The following is a 23,763-nucleotide window of genomic DNA, read 5'->3' on the forward strand; positions in this document are numbered from 1 at the left end:
TACAAATAAATTTTTAGTTAAGTATCTTAAAACAAGGTATTAATTTGAAAATTTTTCACAAAAGTTAATACTTTATTATTTAATAGGCTATTATATTTATCGCCAATTATTAAAAGTTATTCAAAGCTGATACCTTTGTTCTTTATCAATAAAAAGTGACAAGTTTTAACTATTTCTTCTTATCTATAGTGATATTTTCAACAATTGCGTGTTGGTTACTGATTTTGCATTTTATATTAAATTGATAAAGTGTCAGTCCATATTCTCGTTGCTCAATATTATTTTGTTTATATGCAGGTCTTGGATCTTGAGAAATAACCTGCGTAATTAATTCTGTAAGGTGTGGGTAAGTTGATAGGTGTGAAGTTAGAATCAATTGCGCTTGCGGTGAAAATTCAACTGTGATTTTTCTCTCTGGTTCTGATTGAGCATAACCAGCAATAGCTGTAGGATAACTATCACAATAAGGTAAGTAAGGTTTAATATCGATAATTGGCGTGCCATCAACTAAATCAATACTGCCTAATTTCAAAATAATTTGCTTATTTTTAATGACAATATCTTTTAATTCGACCGCTGAAAGTCCAATATGATTGGGGCGAAAAGGTGATCTGGTGGCAAATACACCTAATGTTTTATTACCGCCTAAGCGCGGTGGACGCACAGCTAAACGCCACTTTTCTGGCTCAATATGATGAAACTGAAATAATAGCCATAAATGTGAAAATTGTTCTAATCCTTTAACACTAACAGGATTATTATATGGTGCTAATAGATGAAGTTCGCCTTGGCCTGCGGTAACTAAATTGGGTTGTCGAGGGACCGCAAATTTTTCGCTGTAGGGGGAGTGAATAATACCGATAGGTTTGATTTGATATGTCATTATTTAAGATTTTTATTCATTGATGGCAAAATTTAAATAGTTTTATTGATTCTTTATTATCTTTCCGCTGATTTATTGGTCAGCGGAAAGATATTTATAGTTGATAATTCATAAATCATTACCAACCGCGAATTGCACCGCCATTGAAAATTTGATCGGCTTTTTGTGCTACTGCATCGGTTTGATAGGCTTTAACAAAGTTTTTGACGTTCTCATTATCTTTGTCAGCTTCTCGGGCTACAATAATATTAACATAAGGTGATTCTTTATCTTCAACAAATATACCATCTTTGCTTGGTGTTAAATTTGCTTGTCCTGCAAAGGCATTATTGATAATAGCAAGATCAATCTGTGCATCATCTAATGAACGCGGTAGCATTGGTGCTTCAAGCTCAACAATTTTGTAATTATAAGGATTACTTGTGATATCAAGAACGGTTGGTAGTAAACCTTTGGTTTCATCAACAGTAATCATTCCTTCGTGTTGTAGTAAGAGTAATGCACGACCTAAATTGGTTGGATCATTTGGAATAGCAATAGTTGAATTAGCAGCAATAAAGAAAGTTTCACCACGAGGTGAAGTTACTTTTACACCTTCACCTGTTTCAGTTGTGTTATCAATTGGTTTTAATTTATGGGAATAGCTAGCAATAGGGTAAACAAATGAGTTACCGACAACAGCGAGTTTATAGCCGCGTTCTTTTATTTGTTCATCTAAATAAGGTTTATGTTGAAAAGCATTAATATCGATTAAGCCATCATTTAATGCTTGGTTTGGTGTAACATAATCATTAAAAATAACCAGTTCAACATCTAGGTTATAAAGATCTTTGGCTTGTTGCTTAACAACTTCTGCAACTTCTTGTTCAGGACCAGAAATCACACCTACTTTAACCATGCTAACTTTAGTCGGTTCTTCTGATTTATTATCTGAAACTGTTGATTGCTTATTATCGCAACCAGTTAAAAAAAATGAACTTACCAATGTGGTAATAAGTGCTAACTTTTTAATAGACATAAATTCCTCCAAAATTAGTGATGCGTAACGCGTTTGACAATCCTATTGCCGATAAATTGTATAATAAAAACAATAACAATTAATATAATTAAAACCGTATTCATTATAGCAGGCTTATAGCCATTGTAACCATATTGAATCGCAAGTTGACCTAAACCACCGGCACCAACGGCTCCAGCCATAGCAATATATCCAGTAAGAGTAATTAATGTGATTGTCATGCTGTTGACTATTACCGGTAATGATTCAGGTAATAGAACTTTATATATAATTTGTAATGGGGTTGCGCCCATTGAGCGAGCCGCCTCAATTAGTCCTTTAGGTACATCCAATAACGCATTTTCAATCATACGTGCAATTAATGGAGAAACACCAATACTTAATGGAACCACCGCTGCTTGTTTACCGATAAAAGTTCCCATTAAAATTGTAGTAAATGGAATAATCCAAACAATTAATATAATAAAAGGTATGGAACGAAACACATTAGTAATAAATGAAAGCGTGCTATTGGCTGTATAACAATCTAAAATTTGTCCTTTACGGGTGGTATAAAGTAATATACCAATAGGTAAACCTATTACTGCCCCCCAAAAACCGGACAGAATAACCATATATAATGTTTCATCGGTTGCTTGTGCCATTTTGAATAGCATAGCTTCATTAAATCCATTAAATGAAGAACAAAATGCCACAAAGTTTGCCCAAAAGTCGTGTCCTGCTAAATATCTAAATAATGACTCAAAAGGCTTAAATGATGGAATAAAATTAAACATAGCCAAGCACCTCTACTTTAGTGTTATTTTTTTCTAAAAATTGAATTGCTGATGCTGTGCTTTTGGGGTTTCCTCTTATTTCAGCTAACATTAATCCGAATTTAACACCTCCTGCATAATCCATTTGTGCACTAATAATATTGCTATCAATATCAAACTCTTTAGAAATTTGTGATAATAACGGTAAATCAACTGAAACACCGGTAAACTCAAAACTAACCAAAGGATTAAGTCCTTCTTTATATTCAGACGATAGTTTTACTAAATAATCTTCAGGAATATTAAGGTGTAAAGTTGATTGAATAAATTGACGCGCAATATCTGTTTTTGCATGTGAAAACATTTCTCCGACCGATGATTGCTCAACTAATTCTCCATTACTAATAACGGCAACTTGGTCACAAATTTGTTTAACAACATCCATCTCGTGGGTAATTAATAAAATGGTTAAACCTAATTTTTGGTTGATATCTTTTAATAATGCCAAAATAGAACGCGTTGTTTCAGGGTCAAGTGCACTGGTTGCTTCATCACACAATAAAACTTTGGGATCACTAGCTAACGCTCTTGCTATAGCAACACGTTGCTTTTGACCACCCGATAAATTAGCTGGATAGGCATTAGTCTTTTCAGTTAATCCAACTAAATCAATAAGTTCACTAACTTTTTGTTTAATTATGGCTTTAGGTGTTTTATTCAGCTCAAGGGGAAATGCAATATTATCAAATACTGTGCGTGAAGAAAGCAGATTGAAATGCTGAAAAATCATGCTAATTTTTCGACGTACTTCTATAAGCTTACGATTTGATAAATGAGTTATCTCTTGATTATCAAAAAATATTTTACCACTGGTCGGTCTTTCTAAAAGATTGACACAGCGAATAAGCGTGCTTTTTCCTGCACCCGACTTACCAATAACACCATAAATTTTGCCTTTGGGTACATGAATTGTAATGTCCTTTAATGCATGAATTGGCGAATTATTATGTTCAAATATTTTCGAAATATGTTGTAGTTGTATCATAATATATAAAGACAATGTGTGAATAGGTGAATATTAAGACGTCTAGACATCTAAGTCAATCAATAATATGCTATGTAAATTCGCGGAATATCTAAGCAAAAGGGAAAAAAGTTAACATGAAACCAGCTATTTTTTTAGATCGAGATGGAACCATTAATATTGATTATAATTATGTGCATACAATTGATAAATTTCATTTTATTGATGGTGTCATTGATGCAATGCAAGAACTGAAAAAAATGGGCTTTTTATTGGTTATTACAACTAACCAATCTGGGATTGCAAGAAATAAATTCACAGAAGAACAATTTAATGTCCTAACAGAATGGATGGATTGGTCATTACAAGATCGAGGTGTAGATTTAGACGGTATCTATTATTGTCCGCATGATCCTTTATTAGATACATGTGAATGTCGAAAACCAAATCCGGGTATGATTCAAACTGCAGCTAAAGAGCTAAACATAGATATCACTAATTCATATATGGTTGGTGATAGAATTTCTGACTTATTATCAGGTAAACGTGCTGGTGTTAAAAAAACAGTACTAGTAAAGACTGGGGATATAGTTACGGATGAAGCATTAGCTCAAGCTGATTGGGTCATCGACAGCTTAGCGGATTTACCAAAAAAGATAAAAGCAGAATCTTAGATTAGTGATTATTTGAATGCAGCATTTAGAATGAATGCTGCATACTTTATATATTAATTTAATCATTACTGATTCTTTTAGTGATAGGCAATATAGTTTATACAAGTAAATAAAAACAGCGATTTGATATAAAATGTCTAGTTTTAGTATGCTTTGAATGCATTTAGACCAAAAAAAACACAAACAGAAAAAAAATAGCAATAAACACTTGCAGTAAAATTTAAAGTGCCTATAATGCGCATCCACTGACACGGCGTCAGCGATAAGCAGACGAAAAAGGTGTGAGTGAGCAAGGTCAAAAATTTTGAAAAAAGATCTTGACGAATAAAAAGGTGTAGCGTAGTATACGCATCCCTTGAGACAGCAAACTGAGCGATAAGCTTAGTTAACTTAAAAAAGCTGTCAGCTCTTTAAAAAGAAGAAACAGACAATCTGTGTGGGCACTTGCGAGACGAAAGATTAAAAGTCTACGGACTAAAAAATTAAGTCTTGATAAGTGACACTGAAGATTCATTTGAATTATGTCAGAGACAGTTATTGAGCATCAAACTTTAAATTGAAGAGTTTGATCATGGCTCAGATTGAACGCTGGCGGCAGGCTTAACACATGCAAGTCGAACGGTAACATGAGTGCTTGCACTTGATGACGAGTGGCGGACGGGTGAGTAAAGTATGGGGATCTGCCGAATGGAGGGGGACAACAGTTGGAAACGACTGCTAATACCGCATAAAGTTGAGAGACCAAAGCATGGGACTTACGGGCCATGCGCCATTCGATGAGCCCATATGGGATTAGCTAGTTGGTAGGGTAATGGCTTACCAAGGCGACGATCTCTAGCTGGTCTGAGAGGATGACCAGCCACACTGGAACTGAGACACGGTCCAGACTCCTACGGGAGGCAGCAGTGGGGAATATTGCACAATGGGGGGAACCCTGATGCAGCCATGCCGCGTGTATGAAGAAGGCCTTCGGGTTGTAAAGTACTTTCGGTGATGAGGAAGGTGGTGTATCTAATAGGTGCATCAATTGACGTTAATTACAGAAGAAGCACCGGCTAACTCCGTGCCAGCAGCCGCGGTAATACGGAGGGTGCGAGCGTTAATCGGAATGACTGGGCGTAAAGGGCATGTAGGCGGATAATTAAGTTAGGTGTGAAAGCCCTGGGCTCAACCTAGGAATTGCACTTAAAACTGGTTAACTAGAGTATTGTAGAGGAAGGTAGAATTCCACGTGTAGCGGTGAAATGCGTAGAGATGTGGAGGAATACCGGTGGCGAAGGCGGCCTTCTGGACAGATACTGACGCTGAGATGCGAAAGCGTGGGGAGCAAACAGGATTAGATACCCTGGTAGTCCACGCTGTAAACGATGTCGATTTGGAGTTTGTTGCCTAGAGTGATGGGCTCCGAAGCTAACGCGATAAATCGACCGCCTGGGGAGTACGGCCGCAAGGTTAAAACTCAAATGAATTGACGGGGGCCCGCACAAGCGGTGGAGCATGTGGTTTAATTCGATGCAACGCGAAGAACCTTACCTGGTCTTGACATCCACAGAATCTTGCAGAGATGCGAGAGTGCCTTCGGGAACTGTGAGACAGGTGCTGCATGGCTGTCGTCAGCTCGTGTTGTGAAATGTTGGGTTAAGTCCCGCAACGAGCGCAACCCTTATCCTTTGTTGCCATTGGTTCGGCCGGGAACTCAAAGGAGACTGCCGTTGATAAAGCGGAGGAAGGTGGGGACGACGTCAAGTCATCATGGCCCTTACGACCAGGGCTACACACGTGCTACAATGGCGTATACAAAGGGAGGCGACCTCGCGAGAGCAAGCGGACCTCATAAAGTACGTCTAAGTCCGGATTGGAGTCTGCAACTCGACTCCATGAAGTCGGAATCGCTAGTAATCGTGAATCAGAATGTCACGGTGAATACGTTCCCGGGCCTTGTACACACCGCCCGTCACACCATGGGAGTGGGTTGCACCAGAAGTAGATAGCTTAACCTTCGGGAGGGCGTTTACCACGGTGTGGTCCATGACTGGGGTGAAGTCGTAACAAGGTAACCGTAGGGGAACCTGCGGTTGGATCACCTCCTTACGAAGAGCTCGTAAGTGTTCACACAGATTGTTTGTTTATAAAGAAGAAGTGATTAAGTCCCCTTCGTCTAGAGGCCTAGGACATCGCCCTTTCACGGCGGTAACAGGGGTTCGAATCCCCTAGGGGACGCCATAAAATGTGATGAAATTGCTTCTTATAAAAATTATGTTTGTATTTACTTGAAATCGCGAGATGGTAAAGTGAATAGAAGTATAAAGCTCTTTAACAATTAGGAACAAGCTGAAAGAAACGAGTTCTCGTTTTTATGTTGAGCTGATGTATGAAGATATGTTGGTTTGGTATAAGAAAGAGAAAAAAGCGTAATGAAAACCAAGACAACTGTGAGTTGTAAGGTTAAGAAATTAAGCGTACACGGTGGATGCCTAGGCAATCAGAGGCGAAGAAGGACGTGTTAATCTGCGAAAAGCAACGGTGAGTCGATAAAAGGCACTAATAACCGTTGATGTCCGAATGGGGAAACCCAGTGCAGGCGACTGCACTATCATCTGATGAATCCATAGTCAGATGAGGCGAACCGGGAGAACTGAAACATCTAAGTACCCCGAGGAAAAGAAATCAACCGAGATTCCCTGAGTAGCGGCGAGCGAAAGGGGAGCAGCCCAAGCGGGTAGCATGATGTATTAATGGAAGCGTCTGGAAAGTCGCACGATAGAGGGTGAAAGTCCCGTACATGAAAATGCATTATGTGGAAGCTTATAGAGTAGGGCGGGACACGTGATATCCTGTCTGAAGAAGGGGGGACCATCCTCCAAGGCTAAATACTCCTGATTGACCGATAGTGAACCAGTACCGTGAGGGAAAGGCGAAAAGAACCCCGGGAGGGGAGTGAAATAGACCCTGAAACCGTGTACGTACAATCAGTGGGAGCTGTTACCGTAGGGTAATGGTGACTGCGTACCTTTTGTATAATGGGTCAGCGACTTATATTCTGTAGCGAGGTTAACCGAATAGGGGAGCCGAAGGGAAACCGAGTATTAACTGTGCGTTAAGTTGCAGGGTATAGACCCGAAACCCGGTGATCTAGCCATGGGCAGGTTGAAGGTTGGTTAACACTAACTGGAGGACCGAACCGACTAATGTTGAAAAATTAGCGGATGACCTGTGGCTGGGGGTGAAAGGCCAATCAAACCGGGAGATAGCTGGTTCTCCCCGAAAGCTATTTAGGTAGCGCCTCATGAGTAACTGTTGGGGGTAGAGCACTGTTTCGGCTAGGGGGCCATCCCGGCTTACCAACCCGATGCAAACTACGAATACTGACAAGTTTAATCATGGGAGACACACGGCGGGTGCTAACGTTCGTCGTGAAGAGGGAAACAACCCAGACCGCCAGCTAAGGTCCCAAAGTCATAGTTAAGTGGGAAACGAAGTGGGAAGGCTTAGACAGCTAGGATGTTGGCTTAGAAGCAGCCATCATTTAAAGAAAGCGTAATAGCTCACTAGTCGAGTCGGCCTGCGCGGAAGATGTAACGGGGCTAAAACTATGCACCGAAGCTGCGGCAGCGCACGTAAGTGTGTTGGGTAGGGGAGCGTTCTGTAAGCCGTTGAAGGTATATTGTGAGGTATGCTGGAGGTATCAGAAGTGCGAATGCTGACATAAGTAACGATAAAGCGGGTGAAAAGCCCGCTCGCCGGAAGACCAAGGGTTCCTGTCCAACGTTAATCGGGGCAGGGTGAGTCGACCCCTAAGGAGAGGCCGAAGGGCGTATCTGATGGGAAACGGGTTAATATTCCCGTACTGGCTATAACTGCGATGGGGGGACGAAGAAGGCTAGGTTTACCACCTATTGGATGGTGGGTTAAGCGTGTAGGGGTGTGATTAGGCAAATCCGGTCACTGAGACCCTGAGGCGTGATGACGAGCTACTAAGGTAGTGAAGTAATTGATGCCCTGCTTCCAGGAAAATCCTCTAAGCTTCAGGTTATAGTTAATCGTACCCGAAACCGACACAGGTGGTCAGGTAGAGAATACTAAGGCGCTTGAGAGAACTCGGGTGAAGGAACTAGGCAAAATGGTGCCGTAACTTCGGGAGAAGGCACGCTGATTGTAATTGAAGTCCCGCGCGGACGGAGGTGAACTCAGTCGAAGATACCAGCTGGCTGCAACTGTTTAATAAAAACACAGCACTGTGCAAACACGAAAGTGGACGTATACGGTGTGACGCCTGCCCGGTGCTGGAAGGTTAATTGATGGGGTTATGCGTAAGCAGAAGCTCTTGATCGAAGCCCCAGTAAACGGCGGCCGTAACTATAACGGTCCTAAGGTAGCGAAATTCCTTGTCGGGTAAGTTCCGACCTGCACGAATGGCGTAATGATGGCCAGGCTGTCTCCACCCGAGACTCAGTGAAATTGAAATTGCCGTGAAGATGCGGTGTACCCGTGGCAAGACGGAAAGACCCCGTGAACCTTTACTATAGCTTGACAGTGAACATTGAGCCTTAATGTGTAGGATAGGTGGGAGACTAAGAAGTGTGTACGCCAGTATGCATGGAGTCGACCTTGAAATACCACCCTTTAATGTTTGATGTTCTAACCTATACTTCTGAATCGAGGTAAGGGACACTGTCTGGTGGGTAGTTTGACTGGGGCGGTCTCCTCCCAAAGAGTAACGGAGGAGCACGAAGGTTAGCTAATCCTGGTCGGACATCAGGAGGTTAGTGCAATGGCAAAAGCTAGCTTGACTGCGAGAGTGACGGCTCGAGCAGGTACGAAAGTAGGTCATAGTGATCCGGTGGTTCTGAATGGAAGGGCCATCGCTCAACGGATAAAAGGTACTCCGGGGATAACAGGCTGATACCGCCCAAGAGTTCATATCGACGGCGGTGTTTGGCACCTCGATGTCGGCTCATCACATCCTGGGGCTGAAGTAGGTCCCAAGGGTACGGCTGTTCGCCGTTTAAAGTGGTACGCGAGCTGGGTTTAGAACGTCGTGAGACAGTTCGGTCCCTATCTGCCATGGGCGTAGGAAAATTGAGAGGGTTTGCTTCTAGTACGAGAGGACCGAAGTGAACGCACCGCTGGTGTTCGGGTTGTGATGCCAATTGCATTGCCCGGTAGCTACGTGCGGAATAGATAAGTGCTGAAAGCATCTAAGTACGAAACTAGCCTCGAGATGAGTTTTCCCTGATGAGAATCAGTAAGGTCCGTTTGAGACTAAGACGTAGATAGGTCAGGTGTGTAAGTGTAGTGATACATTGAGCTAACTGATACTAATGAACCGAGAGTCTTAACCTTACAACTCGGAGTTGTTTTGGTTACGCGAATAATTGATTATGAGATAATCGAACAGTTTGTTCTTGATTGAGAGATGAGTGCAGATGTGAGATAATGCACTGATTGAGAGAAAGAGAAGACAGGATATGTCTGGCGGTAATAGCGCGGTGGTCCCACCTGACCCCATGCCGAACTCAGAAGTGAAACGCCGAAGTGCCGATGGTAGTGTGGGTATTACCCATGTGAGAGTAGGGAGCCGCCAGACTTTTAAATATAGAGAGAGCCCAGCAGGAATGCTGGGCTTTTTTGCATATAGAGATTATAAAACTGACTGAAATTTATATAAGTGTTATATTCAAGTATATAACTAAACATAAAAATCAACGTTATATTTATCTTACACATCATACATAACCTTAAATATTTCTTATAAGTATCATTATTTTAACTATATTAATGATATACAATTCTATTCTATTGAAAACTAAAATTTGTTTTTTTACTAAAACTATATTGGTATTCAATGAAAATACATATAACATATTCGTTAGTGATGATAAGGAATTTATATGGATTTATTGGAATTACGCGAACAATATAGAAGTGGTAAACAATACAAATATATATACTTTTGGGGGCATGTAGAAAAGCAACCTTCTATCATAACAAAGAGTTGTTTTAGCCAATGGTATCCAAGTCGTTTTGAGGTTGATAATATTGACTATGCAACAGCAGAACATTATATGATGGCTGAGAAAGCAAGATTATTTGGTGGTGAGCAAATATTATCAAAAATACTTACTGCTAATTCACCTGGATTAGCAAAAGCATTAGGGCGTCAAGTAAAAGGCTTCATACCGGATATTTGGGATGCACACTGTTTAAATATAGTCATAAATGGTAATTTTGCTAAGTTTTCACAGAATCCAAAGTTAACTGATTTTATATTATCAACCAAACAAAGAATATTAGTAGAAGCAAGCCCCGTCGATAAAATATGGGGGATAGGTTTGTCTATGGATGATCCTAATATTGATAATCCGTTAATGTGGCGTGGAAAAAATTTGCTTGGATTTGCTTTAATGAATGTTCGACAACAGTTACAAAAAAAATTATGAAATTATTTAACTAATCTTGGATAAGAAGCAATATTCTGCTAATAAATATTGCTTCTTGATTTATTAACCTAATAATAAGGCATCGTCAGTTACTTTTTCACCACGAGTTTTTTCAAACATAGCGAGCAAATCGTTTACTGTTAGCTTTGAACGTTGTTCTCCAGAAACATCAAGTACGACCTGACCTTGATGAAGCATTACTGTTCTATTGCCGTACTCTAATGCTTGTTTCATAGAATGGGTAACCATCATGGTAGTTAAATGATTTTTAGAAACAATTTCATCGGTTAGGTCTAAAACAAATTGTGCTGTTTTAGGATCGAGAGCTGCTGTGTGTTCATCAAGTAATAATATCTTGGATGGTTGTAATGTTGACATGAGTAGACTGACGGCTTGTCTTTGTCCACCAGAAAGCAATCCCATCATATCGGACAATCGATTTTCTAAACCTAAATTCAGCGTTGCTAGTTTTTCTTTAAATATTCCGCGTAACTTTTTATTTAAAGCAGGAGATAATGTAAAGCTATGACCCCGGTTATAAGCAATAGCAAGATTTTCTTCAATGGTTAAGTTTTCACAAGTCCCAATCATTGGGTCTTGAAATACTCGAGCAACTAAACCAGCCCTTTTCCATGCAGGCCATCGTGTTACATTTTTTCCATTAATAATGACACTGCCTGAGTCGGCAAGTAAATCACCACTAATTACATTGAGTAATGAGCTTTTTCCAGCTCCATTACTACCTATAATTGTAACAAATTCACCTTCGCTTATATTAAGATTTAATCCTCGTAATACATGATTTTCGATAGGTGTCCCTTGATTAAAAGTTAATTGTAATTCTCCAACTTTAATCATGCTTACTTCCTCTTTTCTTTGCACGTTTTTTTAACTGTTTAGGTAAAACTAAAGCAAGTACTACCAAGATTGCTGTAATAAGATTTAAATCTTCGGTTCCAACACCAATCGCTTGTAAAAATTCATTACTGAGTGCAAATGCAATGAATAAGCGATATAAAATCGAACCAAAAATAACCGCCAGCATAACAGCCCAAATACGCTTAGTTGGAAAAATACTTTCACCAATAATAATTGATGCAAGCCCTATAACTATAGTACCTACGCCAATCGTAATATCTGCTCCGCCTTGGGTTTGTACGAATAATGAACCGCCAAGAGCAATTAAGCCATTCGATATTGCCATACCAAGAATCGTGATACCACCAGTTGGAATACCTTGAGATTTAGCCATTCGTTGGTTGGTTCCTGTTGCTCTTAAAGCTAATCCCATTTTAGTATTTAAAAAGAGATTAAGTAATAACCAAAATAGAATTACAAAACCTAATATCATAAGTGGTTGTACAATATATTGGTTACTGTAATCCTCAGCAATAAATGGTGAAAATATTGTTTTGGCATCAAGCAAAGAAAGATTAGGCGAACCAGCCAACCTTGGTGTTTCGTCCATAATATAAGGTCCAATACCTAATATTCTTAAATTGATAGAATAAAGACCTATCATGACGATGATACTTGAAAGTAGTTGTAGTATATTGAGTTTAACATACAATATTCCAGTCATTGCTCCAGCAATACAACCTGCAAACATACCTAACAATGTCGCTATCCATGGATCAATACCTACGTAAATACATAGACCACAAATAGCCCCTCCAAGCGGAAAACTTGCATCAGCGGTAAGATCCGGAAAATCGAGTAAACGGAATGAGATAAAAACACCTAAACTAACCAGTGCATAAATAAGTCCAATTCCAATAGAACTTAATAAAAATTCAAAAGACATGAAAACATCCACTAAAAATTAACCGCCAAAATGGCGGTTTAGTTATCAAAAGTTACAATTATTTTTCAACAATTTTGGCTGCTGATTTTAATACATCTTCAGATAAAGTAATACCTTGGCGTTCAGCAGCTTTTTTATTAATTGTTAATTGAGTAATATTACCAACTTGTGGTGGAATATCCCCCGGTTTTTCGCCATTAAGTATACGAATAACTATTTTACCAGCTTGGCGGCCAAGATCATAATAACTCATTCCTAAAGCTGCAATTGCACCACGTTCGGCTGATTCAGGATTTGATGCAACAAGAGGAATTTTACTTTCATTAGCAATTTTAGCTAAAGCTTCATAAGATGAAACAACGTTATTATCGGTAGTCGTATAAATCATATCAACCTTACCTTTTAAACTTCTTGCCGCTGTTGATATATCAGAGGTTCGCTGTGCAGGAGCTGCGATAATTTTCATCCCTCTTTTTTCAAGTTCGATTTGCAATTGTTTTAATATAATCGTTGAATTAATTTCACTTGGACTATAAACATAACCAATATTTTTAGCATCAGGTTTAATTTTTAACATCATCTCAATTTGAGAATCTAGAGATAAGGCATCGGATACGCCTGTCACATTAGTTTTTGATGCATCCCAACTTGGTGTTAATTTAGCAGCCACAGGATCAGTAACAGCGGTAAAAACAATAGGAATAAGTTTTGTTGTTGCAACTAAAGTTTGTGAACTTGGTGTTGCGATACCAACAATTACATCAGGTTTATTTGCGACAAATTGTTTCGCTATTTGAGCTGCATTTGCACTGCTACCTTGTGCACTGGCAAACTGAAGTTTTAAATTTTCCCCAGCAATATAGCCATTATCTTTAAGTTCATCTTCAACACCTTTGCGTACATTATCTAGTGCTGGATGTTCAACAATGGCAGTAATGGCTACAAATTTTTGTTCGGCTTTTGTATCTGCGTAAGAATAAAATGCAGCGAACGGTAAACTGAGAAGCATAAAAAGTTTTATAATATAATTACGCATAGAGAGTACTCCTGTACTGTTTTTTTTACAACCAAGCTAAATTTTGACTTACTATAAAGCAAAATTAAATATTTTTCCAGAATAAAAAAAGAACTCGCAAGTGTAAATATTTCATTACACTGTGAGTGATGATTGGCTATAAATAGGATGTTATTTGTAATATCACACTCTGCTCATACCATTAAGCAAAATTATTCTATACTATTTTTAATAAAATTTTAATTAATTATTGCCCAATTATTTTATAAGCTGATTGAATAATTTCGGGGGATAAATTTACTCCTTGTTTTTTTGCTGCGTCAGTATTAATTACAAGATGTAAGGTTTGTCCAAGTTCTGGGGCAATACTTCCAGGTTTTTCACCATTTAATATCCGAACAACAAGCTTACCTGATTGGCGGCCAACATCATAATAACTCATACCGTAAGCAGCAACAGCTCCTCGTTCGATTGCATCAGGAAACGATGCTAAAAGGGGGATTTTATTTTCATTGGCAAATTTTACTAACGATTCATAAGCGGAAACAACATTATTGTCTGTTGTTGTATAGATTAAATCTACTTTACCTTTTAAAGTATTGGCTGCTGTTGAAATATCAGCAGTTCTTTGTGCGGGAACAGCTACAAGTGAAATATTTTGTTTGGATAAATGAATTTGTAGATTTTTTAGAACCACGGTAGAGTTAATCTCACTTGGACTATAAATATATCCTACAGATTTAACATTCGGCACAATTTTCTTCATAAAATCAATTTGAGGAATAATTTCTTGATAATCTGAAACTCCAGTAATATTTGTGCCCGTCGGTTGCCAGTTTTTAATTAATTTTGCAGCAACGGGATCAGTAATTCCTGCAAATATAACAGGGATTTGTTTGGTTGCTGCAGCAGTTGCTTGTGCGCTAGGAGTTGCAATGGCTACAATGGCATCAGGTTTTGCTGAAACAAATTGTCTAGCTATTTGAGCGGCAGTGGCACTACTTCCTTGTGCACTTTTATATTGTACCGTTAAGTTTTCGTTTAACTTATAGCCACTATCTATTAATTCATCTTTCACGCCATCACGGATTTGATCTAATGATGGATGTTCAACGATTGCTGTAATTGCTACATGTTTAATCTTATCAGCGAAACTAAGCTGCGGGATAAATAGCATTATTATCAAAAAAATAAAGCGTCTCATAAAATACACTCATAAACTAGTACATTAGTTCAATTCTAACCTTATTAATATAAAATGTTAAGATGTATTTTATTCAAATGATAAATATCGCTAATCAAGGCTCTCGTTTGCAAATAAAATTGATTGTGAAATTAATAATATTGATAAAAATTAGTTTAAAACTATCAATGTCAATTAACGCTGTTATTGCGCAAATATAAAAGGATTTATGCCACTTTTAGCAAATCCTTCCTCTTCTGTTTTGATATCTAAGATCAACGAAGCGATATCATCTGCAATAATTTCAATACGAGGATCTTTATCTTGATCTAGAATTTTTAGATAACTATGGCAAGCATCACAACATTCTGTTTTTGTTGCAGATAGCTCTTTATCCAGTGAAAAATATTGAATGTCTTGCATATTATCACAACAAGTACACTTTATTCGAGGTACGTACCATTCACTTTCACATAAGCTACAGTGTAAATAACGTAACCCATTGTTACTTCCAAGTTGAATAATACTGGCAACGGGCATACTATTACACACTGGGCATAACCAGTTTTTATCGGTGCTCTCTGCGATAGCCTTACCTTTGATTTGACTTGCTAGCTGGCTATAGTAAACCGATAATGCTGACCAAATAAACATAGCTTCATTACCTTCTACACAATTAAATTCACCATTAATTAAATGGGTTGCTTTATCTTGTAGTTGTTCTGAACTATTTTGTCTGAGTTGTTCTATCACTAATCGAATTTGTTCTGTGGTTGCGGTAACTGAACTTAATAGGTCGCTTAAATATGTCTGCCAAAAAGTGGATAAAGTAAAGTTATATAAACTTAAAGGTGGGTGTTGACCATCAAGGATATTAGGTAAATCTATGTTCACTGGTTTTTGTTTTACAATATTGGCTTGTACTTCAGCAATTGTGGCACAAAATTTCAAATATTCACTAAATGGACTACTTGTTGCCAGGTCTTTTAAACGTTCCGCGCGATGAATATATAGTGTTTTCGGAGATGGATAAAAGAGTAGTGGAATTTGTCGAATAACTGAATTTGTTGTTTGTTGTTCGAGTTGCTCTTGTGGGATGATTTTTATACTCATTATTGATTACCGTTTACTATCGTTTTATCCATAATTTTTCATAATTAAATGTTATCGGTTAATTGAAATTAACGGATAACATTTATTTGATGTAATGAGTTATTACGCTGGTTTATGCTCTACTTTTGTTGTTTGTTCTGTTTCTGCTTGGGTATTAGCGTTAAGTTCTTTCTGATATATTTTTGCCATTTCTTCTTCATACCATGCGGAATGGTTTTTACGAGCCCAAGCACGTGATACATAACCTGTTATCATGCCTTTAATTGATCCTTTAACCCAAAGAGCCATATAAGCATGGCCAATAGCGAGTAAAATTAATCCTATTGCAGCAAGCGAGTGGAAGAATATCGCGATACGGACAATTTTAACTGGAAAATAGTCAGAAACATACCTACGCCACATAATCATTCCAGTGATAAATAACACAGATATCAGGCTCATAATACACCAGAATAAAAACTTCTGACCAACATTGTATTTACCAATTGGAATACCTTCTTCTTTACCCATAATTACATGCTTAAAGTTCTTTATCCATATAATATCTGCTTTATTTGGAATATTATGGTGTGCAAGTTTCAGAAACATAAACATTAATAGTACGAACACAACACAGCCAATCATTGGGTGCAATGCTCTAACTAATTGAGGGGTTCCGAGTACTAAACCAAACAGTTTAATTGATGGAAAAAATAAAAATAGGCCAGATAGTGCAGTTAGAATAAAAAGACACACCATGCACCAATGACAAAAGCGAACAATAAGTGGTGTTCTTAATATCATGTCTTTTTTATTCATGACGATTCTCCTGTTGTGCTGAATTAGTGCTATTTTTACGTTCAAAAATTGGTAATCCTAGACGTTTTCTAGCTTGTTTATCAGCTTCTTTTTCATGCTCTATATCTTCTTCATCAACTTCAATTGCACCAACACCCATATAATGGAATAGTAGGCCTCCAAATGTTGCAATGAATGCAGCTGCGGATAACGGTTTCCATGCACCTTTCCAGAATTTAACAATTTCACTAATGTGAGGATCTTTAGGCAAACCGTGATATAGTTCTGGTTGATCTGCATGATGTAAAACATACATTACATGAGTACCGCCAACACCTTGAGGATCGTAAAGACCAGCGTGTTCAAAACCACGTTTTTTAAGATCCTCAATGCGATGTTCTGCATGACGAATCATATCTTGTTTTGTACCAAAATGAATTGCTCCCGTTGGACAAGTTTTGACACAGGCGGGCTCTTGTCCCACTGAAACGCGATCGACACATAATGTACATTTGTACGAGTGATTATCCTCTTTACTGACTCGTGGAATATTAAATGGACAGCCAGCAATACAGTAACCGCAACCAATGCAGTGTTCTGATTGAAAATCTACAATACCATTTGCATATTGAATGATTGCACCTTCTGATGGGCAGGCTTTTAGACAACCTGGATCAGAACAGTGCATACAACCATCTTTACGAATCAGCCATTCAAATTTACCGTTTACTTCGACTTCAGAATAACGCATTACTGTCCAAGCTTTAGGCCCTAAGTCTGCTGGGTTATCATAAACACCAACAGTATGACCGATTTCTGCACGTAGATCGTTCCATTCGCTACATGCAACTTGGCAAGCTTTACAGCCGATGCAGGTAGTCACATCAATCAGTTTTGCCACTTCCTGTTGATAATCTCGAACTCGAGGAGCTGGAGTTAAAGCATTCGTTGCTGAGCGGCGGATAATATCTTGAGTTTGTAATGACATATCTTTTATTCTCCCTAACTTATGCCGCTGTAGTTACTTTTTCGATATTCACTAAGAAAGATTTGTATTCCGGTGTTTGCGAATTAGCATCACCTAAATGAGGAGTTAATTCGTTAACTAAAAATCCTTTCTTTGTTTGCCCAGTAAAACCCCATACGATTGGAATTCCAATGGTTTCAACTTCTTTACCATCAACGGTTAGTGTAGGAAGGCGCTTAGTCACAACCGCTTTTGCTTTGATGTAACCGCGGTATGACGTTACTTTAACGGTATCACCAAGTTTTATTCCTTTTTTATTTGCTAAATTCTCACTTAGCTCAATAAATTGTTCCGGTTGTGAAATAGCGGCCAACCTTGCATGTTGCGTCCAAAAATGGAAATGCTCTGTTATGCTGTAAGTTGTTCCGACATAAGGGAATTGGCTGGCATCTCCTAAGCGAGCCAAGTCTTCTTTAAATGCACGAGCTACCGGATTGTTGATCTGGTTAGGATGTAATGGGTTATTGGTAATTGGTGTTTCAAAAGGTTCATAATGTTCTGGGAATGGCCCATCGACTAACCGATTCAAACAAAATAGTCCGCCTAAACCATCATTATTCATAATGAAAGCTCCTGCGCCAGAACTTGGCGATAATGTTGCGGTGAAATCGGCAACGTCATTGCCATCCCAACTTGAACCATTCCATTTTACTAAGACTCGTTTAGGATCCCATGGTTGACCATTTTCATCAGCAGAGGCTCGATTATAAAGTATGCGTCGATTCATTGGCCATGCCCAAGCCCAGCCAGCGTGAATACCTTTACCTGATGGATCGCTTGGATCGCGCCGAGCCATTAGGTTGCCCTGCTCTGTCCAAGAACCGCAGAATATCCAAATACCTGATGATGTTGTACCGTCTGCTTTTAATTGAGAAAAACCACTTAATAATTGTCCTTTTTTAAGAATAATATTGCCATTCGCATCAGTCATATCTGCCAGTGCTCGGCCATTACACTCTTTTGCTAGCTCTTCAGCGGATGGCCCTTCAGGATCTTGATAATCCCACGATAAATTATTAATTGGTTCGTGATAAGCACCACCTTCTTCTTCATAAAGTTCTTTGATTCTTAAATAAATGCGCGCAATAATTTCTGGATCATAAAGTGAATCATAAGGTGGTCTTGCCGCTGCCCAGTGCCATTGCAATAAACGTGATGAGTTAACGATTGTACCGTTTTCTTCAGCAAAACAGTTAGCAGGTAGTCTAAATACTTCGGTTTGAATTTTGCTTGGATCTACATCATTTGATTCGCCATGATTTTTCCAAAATTCAGCCGTTTCTGTTGGCATTGGATCAATGTTAACCAGAAATTTTAGCTTAGATAATCCTTCACGAATACTATTTTTATCTGGTAGCGCAGCAAGCGGGTTAAAACCTTGACAAATAAAGCCATTGGCTTGACCATCACGCATCATTTTGCTGAATCTTAAAACATCATAGGTTTTATCCCATTTCGGTAACCAATCAAATCCCCAATTATTGTCAATAGTGGATTTATCACCATACATAGTTTTCATGAAACTGATAAAAAATTTAGGGTAATTCCCCCAGAAATTAACTTCATTAGGACCGAGTGGTTTTGGTGTTTTTTCATCTAAATATTGTTGAAGTGAAACTTGAGAATCTTTAGGGAGTTCAAGATAGGCAGGTAAACGATTGGATAATAAACCAACATCGGTTAAACCTTGAATATTCGAATGTCCACGTAGGGCATTAATGCCGCCACCCATCATACCAATATTACCTAAAATTAGCTGGATCATCGCGGCCGTACGAATAATTTGTGTACCGTAGCTATGTTGCGTCCAACCTAATGCATATAAAAAGGTTGCAGCTCTGTCATTTGTTTTGGTACTCGCTAAGGATCGGCAAACATGTAAAAATCCTTCAATAGGACTACCAGTTACTTTATTAACCATTTCAGGTGTATAGCGACTTACGTGCTGTTTGAGTAGATTCCAAACACAACGAGGATGATTTAATGTTTTATCACGAAGTGCAAAACCATTTTCATCTTTTTGATATGCCCAACTGGTTTGATCATATTGTTTGGTTGTTGCATCGTAGCCACTAAAAAGTCCACTGTTTGCATCAAAATTAAAATCATCACGAATAATTAAACTTGCGTTACTGTGAGTAACTAAATAATCATAATTAACTTCATTATGTGTAATAAGATAATTAATGATACCGAGCAGAAACGCAATATCCGATCCTGCTCTAATCGGTACATAATGATCAGCAACAGAAGCAGTTCGGTGAAAACGTGGATCAATGGCAATTAATTCTGCGCCGTTAGTAATTTTCGCTTCAATCGCCCATTTAAAGCCAACCGGATGTGCTTCTGCGGCGTTCCCTCCCATGACAATAACAACATTGGCATTTTTAATGTCATTCCAATTGTTGGTCATTGCTCCTCGTCCATAAGTTGCTGCTAAGCTTGATACTGATGGGCCATGACAAACTCTTGCTTGGGTTTCAAGACTTAACATACCTAATGAACGTGCCACTTTAAATGCTAGCCAACCTGTTTCATTGCTAGCGGCAGAAGTAACAAGCCAGCCTGTTGTTGTCCAACGGTTTACTGTTGTACCTTGTTCATTTTTTTCAATAAAATTTTTGTCACGATCTTCTTTCATCAAACGAGCAATGCGATCAATCGCTTCATCCCAACTAATACGTTGCCATTTATCCGAGCCGGGTGCACGATATTCTGGATATTTAACGCGTTGTTCACTTTTGATGTAGTCAAGTACTCCTGCACCTTTTGGACAAAGCGAGCCACGACTAACAGGATGGTCAGGATCACCCTCTACATGAAATATTGATGATTCGGCATTTTTGGCGCCATCTCCCCGGCTATAAAGCAACATTCCACATCCAACAGAACAATACGTACAGTTATTGCGGGTTTCTTTTGATTTTAGTAATTTAAATTGGCGCGTTTGTGCAAGCGCTACATTCGGCATTAAACCCAGTGTAGCTACAGTTGTTCCTGCCATGCCACCAGCACAGATCTTAAAGAACTGCCTACGGTTAAATAGCATATAGACTCCTTAGAAAGCAGACATTACATTATTAAATTTATTGTATTGGAGGCGATAAATATCCTTATTGCTATTAATAATAATCGTTTATTGAACAGAAATAAAGGGAAAAACAAATAGTAATTGTTAAAATTTGATGTTTGTCAAAAAATAAATTGATGTATATATTTAATACGATGAATTTAAGAAAAAGAAAGGTTATATCCTAGTGAAAAAGCTTTAGGAATACATAATGGTTAAGCATATTTATCGCTACTTATTTAATAGTGTATCAAATAAAAATAATTATATATTCCTAAAAACAATACATTTTTAATCTTTTATTAATGGATTGATTTCATCAATAGTTTGCATGACTCGCGCGGTAATTAAAGGTTTAAGTATTTTGTTCATAATTTCAATTTTTGGCAAATTGGCTTCATCTTTATCATCTAAGTAGCCTTGTTCACGTAGTGATGCGACTAATATTGAAAATACGCCTTTGTCAAAAAATTCAGGCGCATTAATACCATGTAAAACAGACAATCTTTCAGCAATTAATCTACCTTCTTTTTCCAAAGTAGCACGACTGATAGATGGATCCTTTTGTAACAAAGAGAATGCAATCATATAGCGCTGTAATGTATCTTTCGATGATGAAGCAAGTAATTGCAATCCTAAAATTTTTAAATAGTTTAACGTTAATTTATCCGGTGAATAATTGATTAAATTTAGTTCAGCATAAGTTGCAATTATATTATTCACATATTCAGTGAGCTGTTCATCATTGTGGTAAAGGAATAATTCGGATTTTATCAATGGGAAAAGTAATTTTACTTGTTCAATGACCTCTTGTGATGAAATTCTATTATGCTTTAACAATATTCTGGCTACTATTGCAGGAATAATGAGTAAATGTTGGATATTATTACGGTAATAGGTCATTAATACCGCTTGTTCGGGTGTAAGACCAACCATTTCACCAACTTCATCTGTTGTGATAATAAATTTTCCCATCTGTTTTGCATGTTCAAACAGCTCTTCGGGAGTTTGATCTGGGATAGTAACTAAATCAGAATAGGGCACTTTGTTTAATAATTTTATGAGATAACCAATATGTTCAATTAATCTAACTTTCGTTAATGCACACTGATCTGCTGCTAATAATATTGAGCTACATAAATTCATTGCATTAATTGCTGCTGATGAATTAATGCGTTCCATTATCTCCTTGGCAAGTAAGTTGGTTGTTGGTGTTAACCAGTGTGGGCGTTGAGAGCCTGTTGGTTCAATTTCATCACGCCAATTAGGGATATGTTGATTTAAAAATTGATTTAATGGGATAGGTTGCCCAAAATTAACATAACCAAAACCTAATTTTTTTAGTTTAAAAAAGGCTTTAATGGTCCGCCATAAACTCTCTTTTTCTTTTTTGGCTCCTCGCAATTCATTTGCATAGGTTGCAACTTCTAAAACATGTTCATAACCAATATAAACAGGAACAATCGTAATTGGTCTGCTATCGCCACGTAATAAGGTCTGTACTGTTATTGTTAACATGCCTGTTTTAGGATCGAGTAATCGTCCTGTACGAGAGCGACCACCTTCAATAAAATATTCAACAGAATAACCACGAATAAATAGTTCAGCTAAATATTCACGAAAAACAGCGGTATAAAGTTTATTTCCTCGAAATGAACGACGAATAAAAAAAGCACCTAAACGTCGAAAAATGGGACCAGCTGGCCAGAAATTTAGGTTAATACCTGCGGCAATATGTGGAGGAACTAATCCTTGACGATAAAGAACATAGGATAACAACAAGTAATCCATATGACTACGATGGCAAGGCGCATAAACAATCTCGTGCCCGTTTTGTGCTAACTCCCGAATTGGGTCCGCATTGGTAACTTTTAATCCTTGGTAAAGTCTATGCCATGCCCAAGTCAGAATAAAGTCAGTTACTCTGAGCATACGATAAGAAAAATTAGCTGCAATTTCATTTAAAATGGATAAGGCATTTTTTTTAGCTTTATCAAGATTAATGTTTTTGCTTTTTGCTTCTTCTTGTATGGCTTCTGAAATGTTTGGATTATGTAATAATTTATTAAGCATTTCTTGTCGAACAGGCAGTTTTGGCCCAACTGATGCTGTTCTTTGTTTAGCAAAATGAATTCGAGCAACACGTGATAATTTGCGTGCTAATGTTGAAATATCTTGGTTATTGTCAAGTTGGAGCGTTTTAAATGAAACGGTTCGAGAAAAGTGAGTATAACAATCTCGCCCAGAAACAATTATTTTATATAACTTATACGTTGCACCCACCACTTGCAGTGATGGCATTTTTTTGCCTTCTTTATCTGGTCTTCGCCCAAACATTACCGAAACTGGTAACATTTGCACATCCAGATCATGATTTTGCTGATGTGCAGAAATATAATCTCTTAGAATCTCAATAGCTTTAGTTTGTTGTCGATAAGAGGCAAAAATACCCGGTCCTTTATCAATATAAATATACGACGGTACGATCTTTCCATTGATTTCAATGCCTGTCAGGGGATCAGGTAAATGATATTTTAAACAAAGAGATCTAACGACCATCAAATCAATTTGTGAGTTATAAGGAAGTACATATAAAATAGGTTTACTTGAATCCAGATTCAGTTCTTCTATTGGATCGGTAGGAATCGGTTTACTTTTAACAAAAAGTTTGACTAAGATTTGGATAAGCAAAAAATAGACTTTAGTCCACCATGAAAACATAAAAAAATAAACCTCAGAATTTTACACTATTGATATACTTAAATAAATTTAATTATAAGCTTGTTAATTAAACAGAACTATTTGTTAATCTTATAAAACTAAACGTTTTTTAAATAAAGAGATAACTTAAGTATATACTCGTTACTAATTAATTGTTAGCAATTTTGCACGATCTTTAGGCTATGCGATTTACTGAACGTAATTAATTTTTAACGAAATATAAACTTATTATAAGTGGTTATTAATCTCAACTCTACAA

15 protein-coding genes, 1 tRNA gene and 3 rRNA genes are annotated in these 23,763 nt (G+C 37.8%); 6 read left to right on the forward strand and 13 right to left on the reverse strand.

Translation table 11 applies throughout. The features are described 5' to 3' along the window. Positions 1 to 169 precede the first annotated feature (169 nt). The 4 genes from tsaA to metN all read right to left on the reverse strand — a co-directional run bounded on the left by tsaA (position 170) and on the right by metN (position 3,701). Positions 170 to 886, reverse strand: coding sequence for a tRNA (N6-threonylcarbamoyladenosine(37)-N6)-methyltransferase TrmO (gene tsaA, locus AC5LW9_RS02510; RefSeq protein WP_198227463.1), 717 nt, complete (start codon positions 884 to 886; stop codon positions 170 to 172). A gap of 115 nt (positions 887 to 1,001) precedes the next feature. Beyond that, the gene (locus AC5LW9_RS02515; protein WP_198236526.1) at positions 1,002 to 1,901 is read right to left on the reverse strand and encodes a MetQ/NlpA family ABC transporter substrate-binding protein; all 900 of its coding nucleotides are present in this window, start codon (positions 1,899 to 1,901) and stop codon (positions 1,002 to 1,004) included. Between the two features lie 14 nt (positions 1,902 to 1,915). Continuing rightward, a complete protein-coding gene (locus AC5LW9_RS02520; RefSeq protein ID WP_198227461.1) occupies positions 1,916 to 2,557 on the reverse strand; it encodes a methionine ABC transporter permease in 642 nt (213 codons plus the stop codon). A gap of 112 nt (positions 2,558 to 2,669) precedes the next feature. Then, complete coding sequence (gene metN, locus AC5LW9_RS02525) at positions 2,670 to 3,701, reverse strand: methionine ABC transporter ATP-binding protein MetN (protein WP_198227143.1); 1,032 nt, start codon at positions 3,699 to 3,701, stop codon at positions 2,670 to 2,672. Positions 3,702 to 3,817: 116 nt separating this feature from the next. Here metN and gmhB point away from each other — a divergent pair, with 116 nt between their 5' ends. From gmhB to ybiA, 6 genes are all read left to right on the forward strand, one after another. After that, entirely contained in the window at positions 3,818 to 4,354 is a 537-nt protein-coding gene (gene gmhB / locus AC5LW9_RS02530) for a D-glycero-beta-D-manno-heptose 1,7-bisphosphate 7-phosphatase (RefSeq protein ID WP_198227141.1), read from the forward strand. A gap of 553 nt (positions 4,355 to 4,907) precedes the next feature. Next, positions 4,908 to 6,445, forward strand: a 16S ribosomal RNA gene (locus AC5LW9_RS02535). A 56-nt stretch (positions 6,446 to 6,501) separates the two neighbouring features. Then, positions 6,502 to 6,577 (forward strand) — tRNA-Glu (locus tag AC5LW9_RS02540). 220 nt (positions 6,578 to 6,797) lie between these two features. Further along, positions 6,798 to 9,697 (forward strand): 23S ribosomal RNA (locus tag AC5LW9_RS02545). Between the two features lie 128 nt (positions 9,698 to 9,825). Then, positions 9,826 to 9,941, forward strand: a 5S ribosomal RNA gene (rrf, locus tag AC5LW9_RS02550). The 16S, 23S and 5S rRNA genes sit together here with 1 tRNA gene alongside, the layout of an rRNA operon. A gap of 304 nt (positions 9,942 to 10,245) precedes the next feature. Further along, on the forward strand, positions 10,246 to 10,794 hold the full coding sequence (ybiA, locus tag AC5LW9_RS02555) for a riboflavin biosynthesis intermediates N-glycosidase (protein WP_493456278.1): 549 nt from the start codon (positions 10,246 to 10,248) through the stop codon (positions 10,792 to 10,794). Positions 10,795 to 10,857: 63 nt separating this feature from the next. On the opposite strand, the gene AC5LW9_RS02560 is transcribed toward ybiA, so the two are convergent. The 9 genes from AC5LW9_RS02560 to plsB form a co-directional block, all read right to left on the reverse strand. Further along, entirely contained in the window at positions 10,858 to 11,652 is a 795-nt protein-coding gene (locus tag AC5LW9_RS02560) for an ABC transporter ATP-binding protein (protein ID WP_198229020.1), read from the reverse strand. Continuing rightward, a complete protein-coding gene (locus tag AC5LW9_RS02565) occupies positions 11,645 to 12,598 on the reverse strand; it encodes an ABC transporter permease (protein ID WP_198229019.1) in 954 nt (317 codons plus the stop codon). Before AC5LW9_RS02565 ends, AC5LW9_RS02560 begins: the two co-directional genes overlap by 8 nt. A 58-nt stretch (positions 12,599 to 12,656) precedes the next feature. Next, positions 12,657 to 13,634 carry an ABC transporter substrate-binding protein gene (locus AC5LW9_RS02570; RefSeq protein WP_232352594.1) on the reverse strand — a complete coding sequence of 326 codons (978 nt, stop codon included), beginning with the start codon at positions 13,632 to 13,634 and terminating at the stop codon, positions 12,657 to 12,659. A gap of 226 nt (positions 13,635 to 13,860) precedes the next feature. After that, positions 13,861 to 14,817, reverse strand: coding sequence for an ABC transporter substrate-binding protein (locus AC5LW9_RS02575; RefSeq protein WP_198229018.1), 957 nt, complete (start codon positions 14,815 to 14,817; stop codon positions 13,861 to 13,863). 183 nt (positions 14,818 to 15,000) lie between these two features. Beyond that, entirely contained in the window at positions 15,001 to 15,909 is a 909-nt protein-coding gene (gene fdhE / locus AC5LW9_RS02580) for a formate dehydrogenase accessory protein FdhE (RefSeq protein WP_198229017.1), read from the reverse strand. 102 nt (positions 15,910 to 16,011) lie between these two features. After that, positions 16,012 to 16,707 (reverse strand): formate dehydrogenase subunit gamma, encoded by a 696-nt coding sequence (locus tag AC5LW9_RS02585; protein WP_493456279.1) that lies wholly within the window; start codon positions 16,705 to 16,707, stop codon positions 16,012 to 16,014. Then, positions 16,700 to 17,674 carry a formate dehydrogenase subunit beta gene (gene fdxH, locus AC5LW9_RS02590; RefSeq protein WP_493456280.1) on the reverse strand — a complete coding sequence of 325 codons (975 nt, stop codon included), beginning with the start codon at positions 17,672 to 17,674 and terminating at the stop codon, positions 16,700 to 16,702. Before fdxH ends, AC5LW9_RS02585 begins: the two co-directional genes overlap by 8 nt. Positions 17,675 to 17,693: 19 nt before the next feature. Further along, on the reverse strand, positions 17,694 to 20,762 hold the full coding sequence (gene fdnG, locus AC5LW9_RS02595; protein ID WP_198229016.1) for a formate dehydrogenase-N subunit alpha: 3,069 nt from the start codon (positions 20,760 to 20,762) through the stop codon (positions 17,694 to 17,696). A 312-nt stretch (positions 20,763 to 21,074) separates the two neighbouring features. After that, positions 21,075 to 23,504, reverse strand: coding sequence for a glycerol-3-phosphate 1-O-acyltransferase PlsB (gene plsB / locus AC5LW9_RS02600; RefSeq protein ID WP_198236810.1), 2,430 nt, complete (start codon positions 23,502 to 23,504; stop codon positions 21,075 to 21,077). Positions 23,505 to 23,763 lie beyond the last annotated feature (259 nt).

Source organism: Gilliamella sp. LMG 34360 (assembly GCF_984568995.1).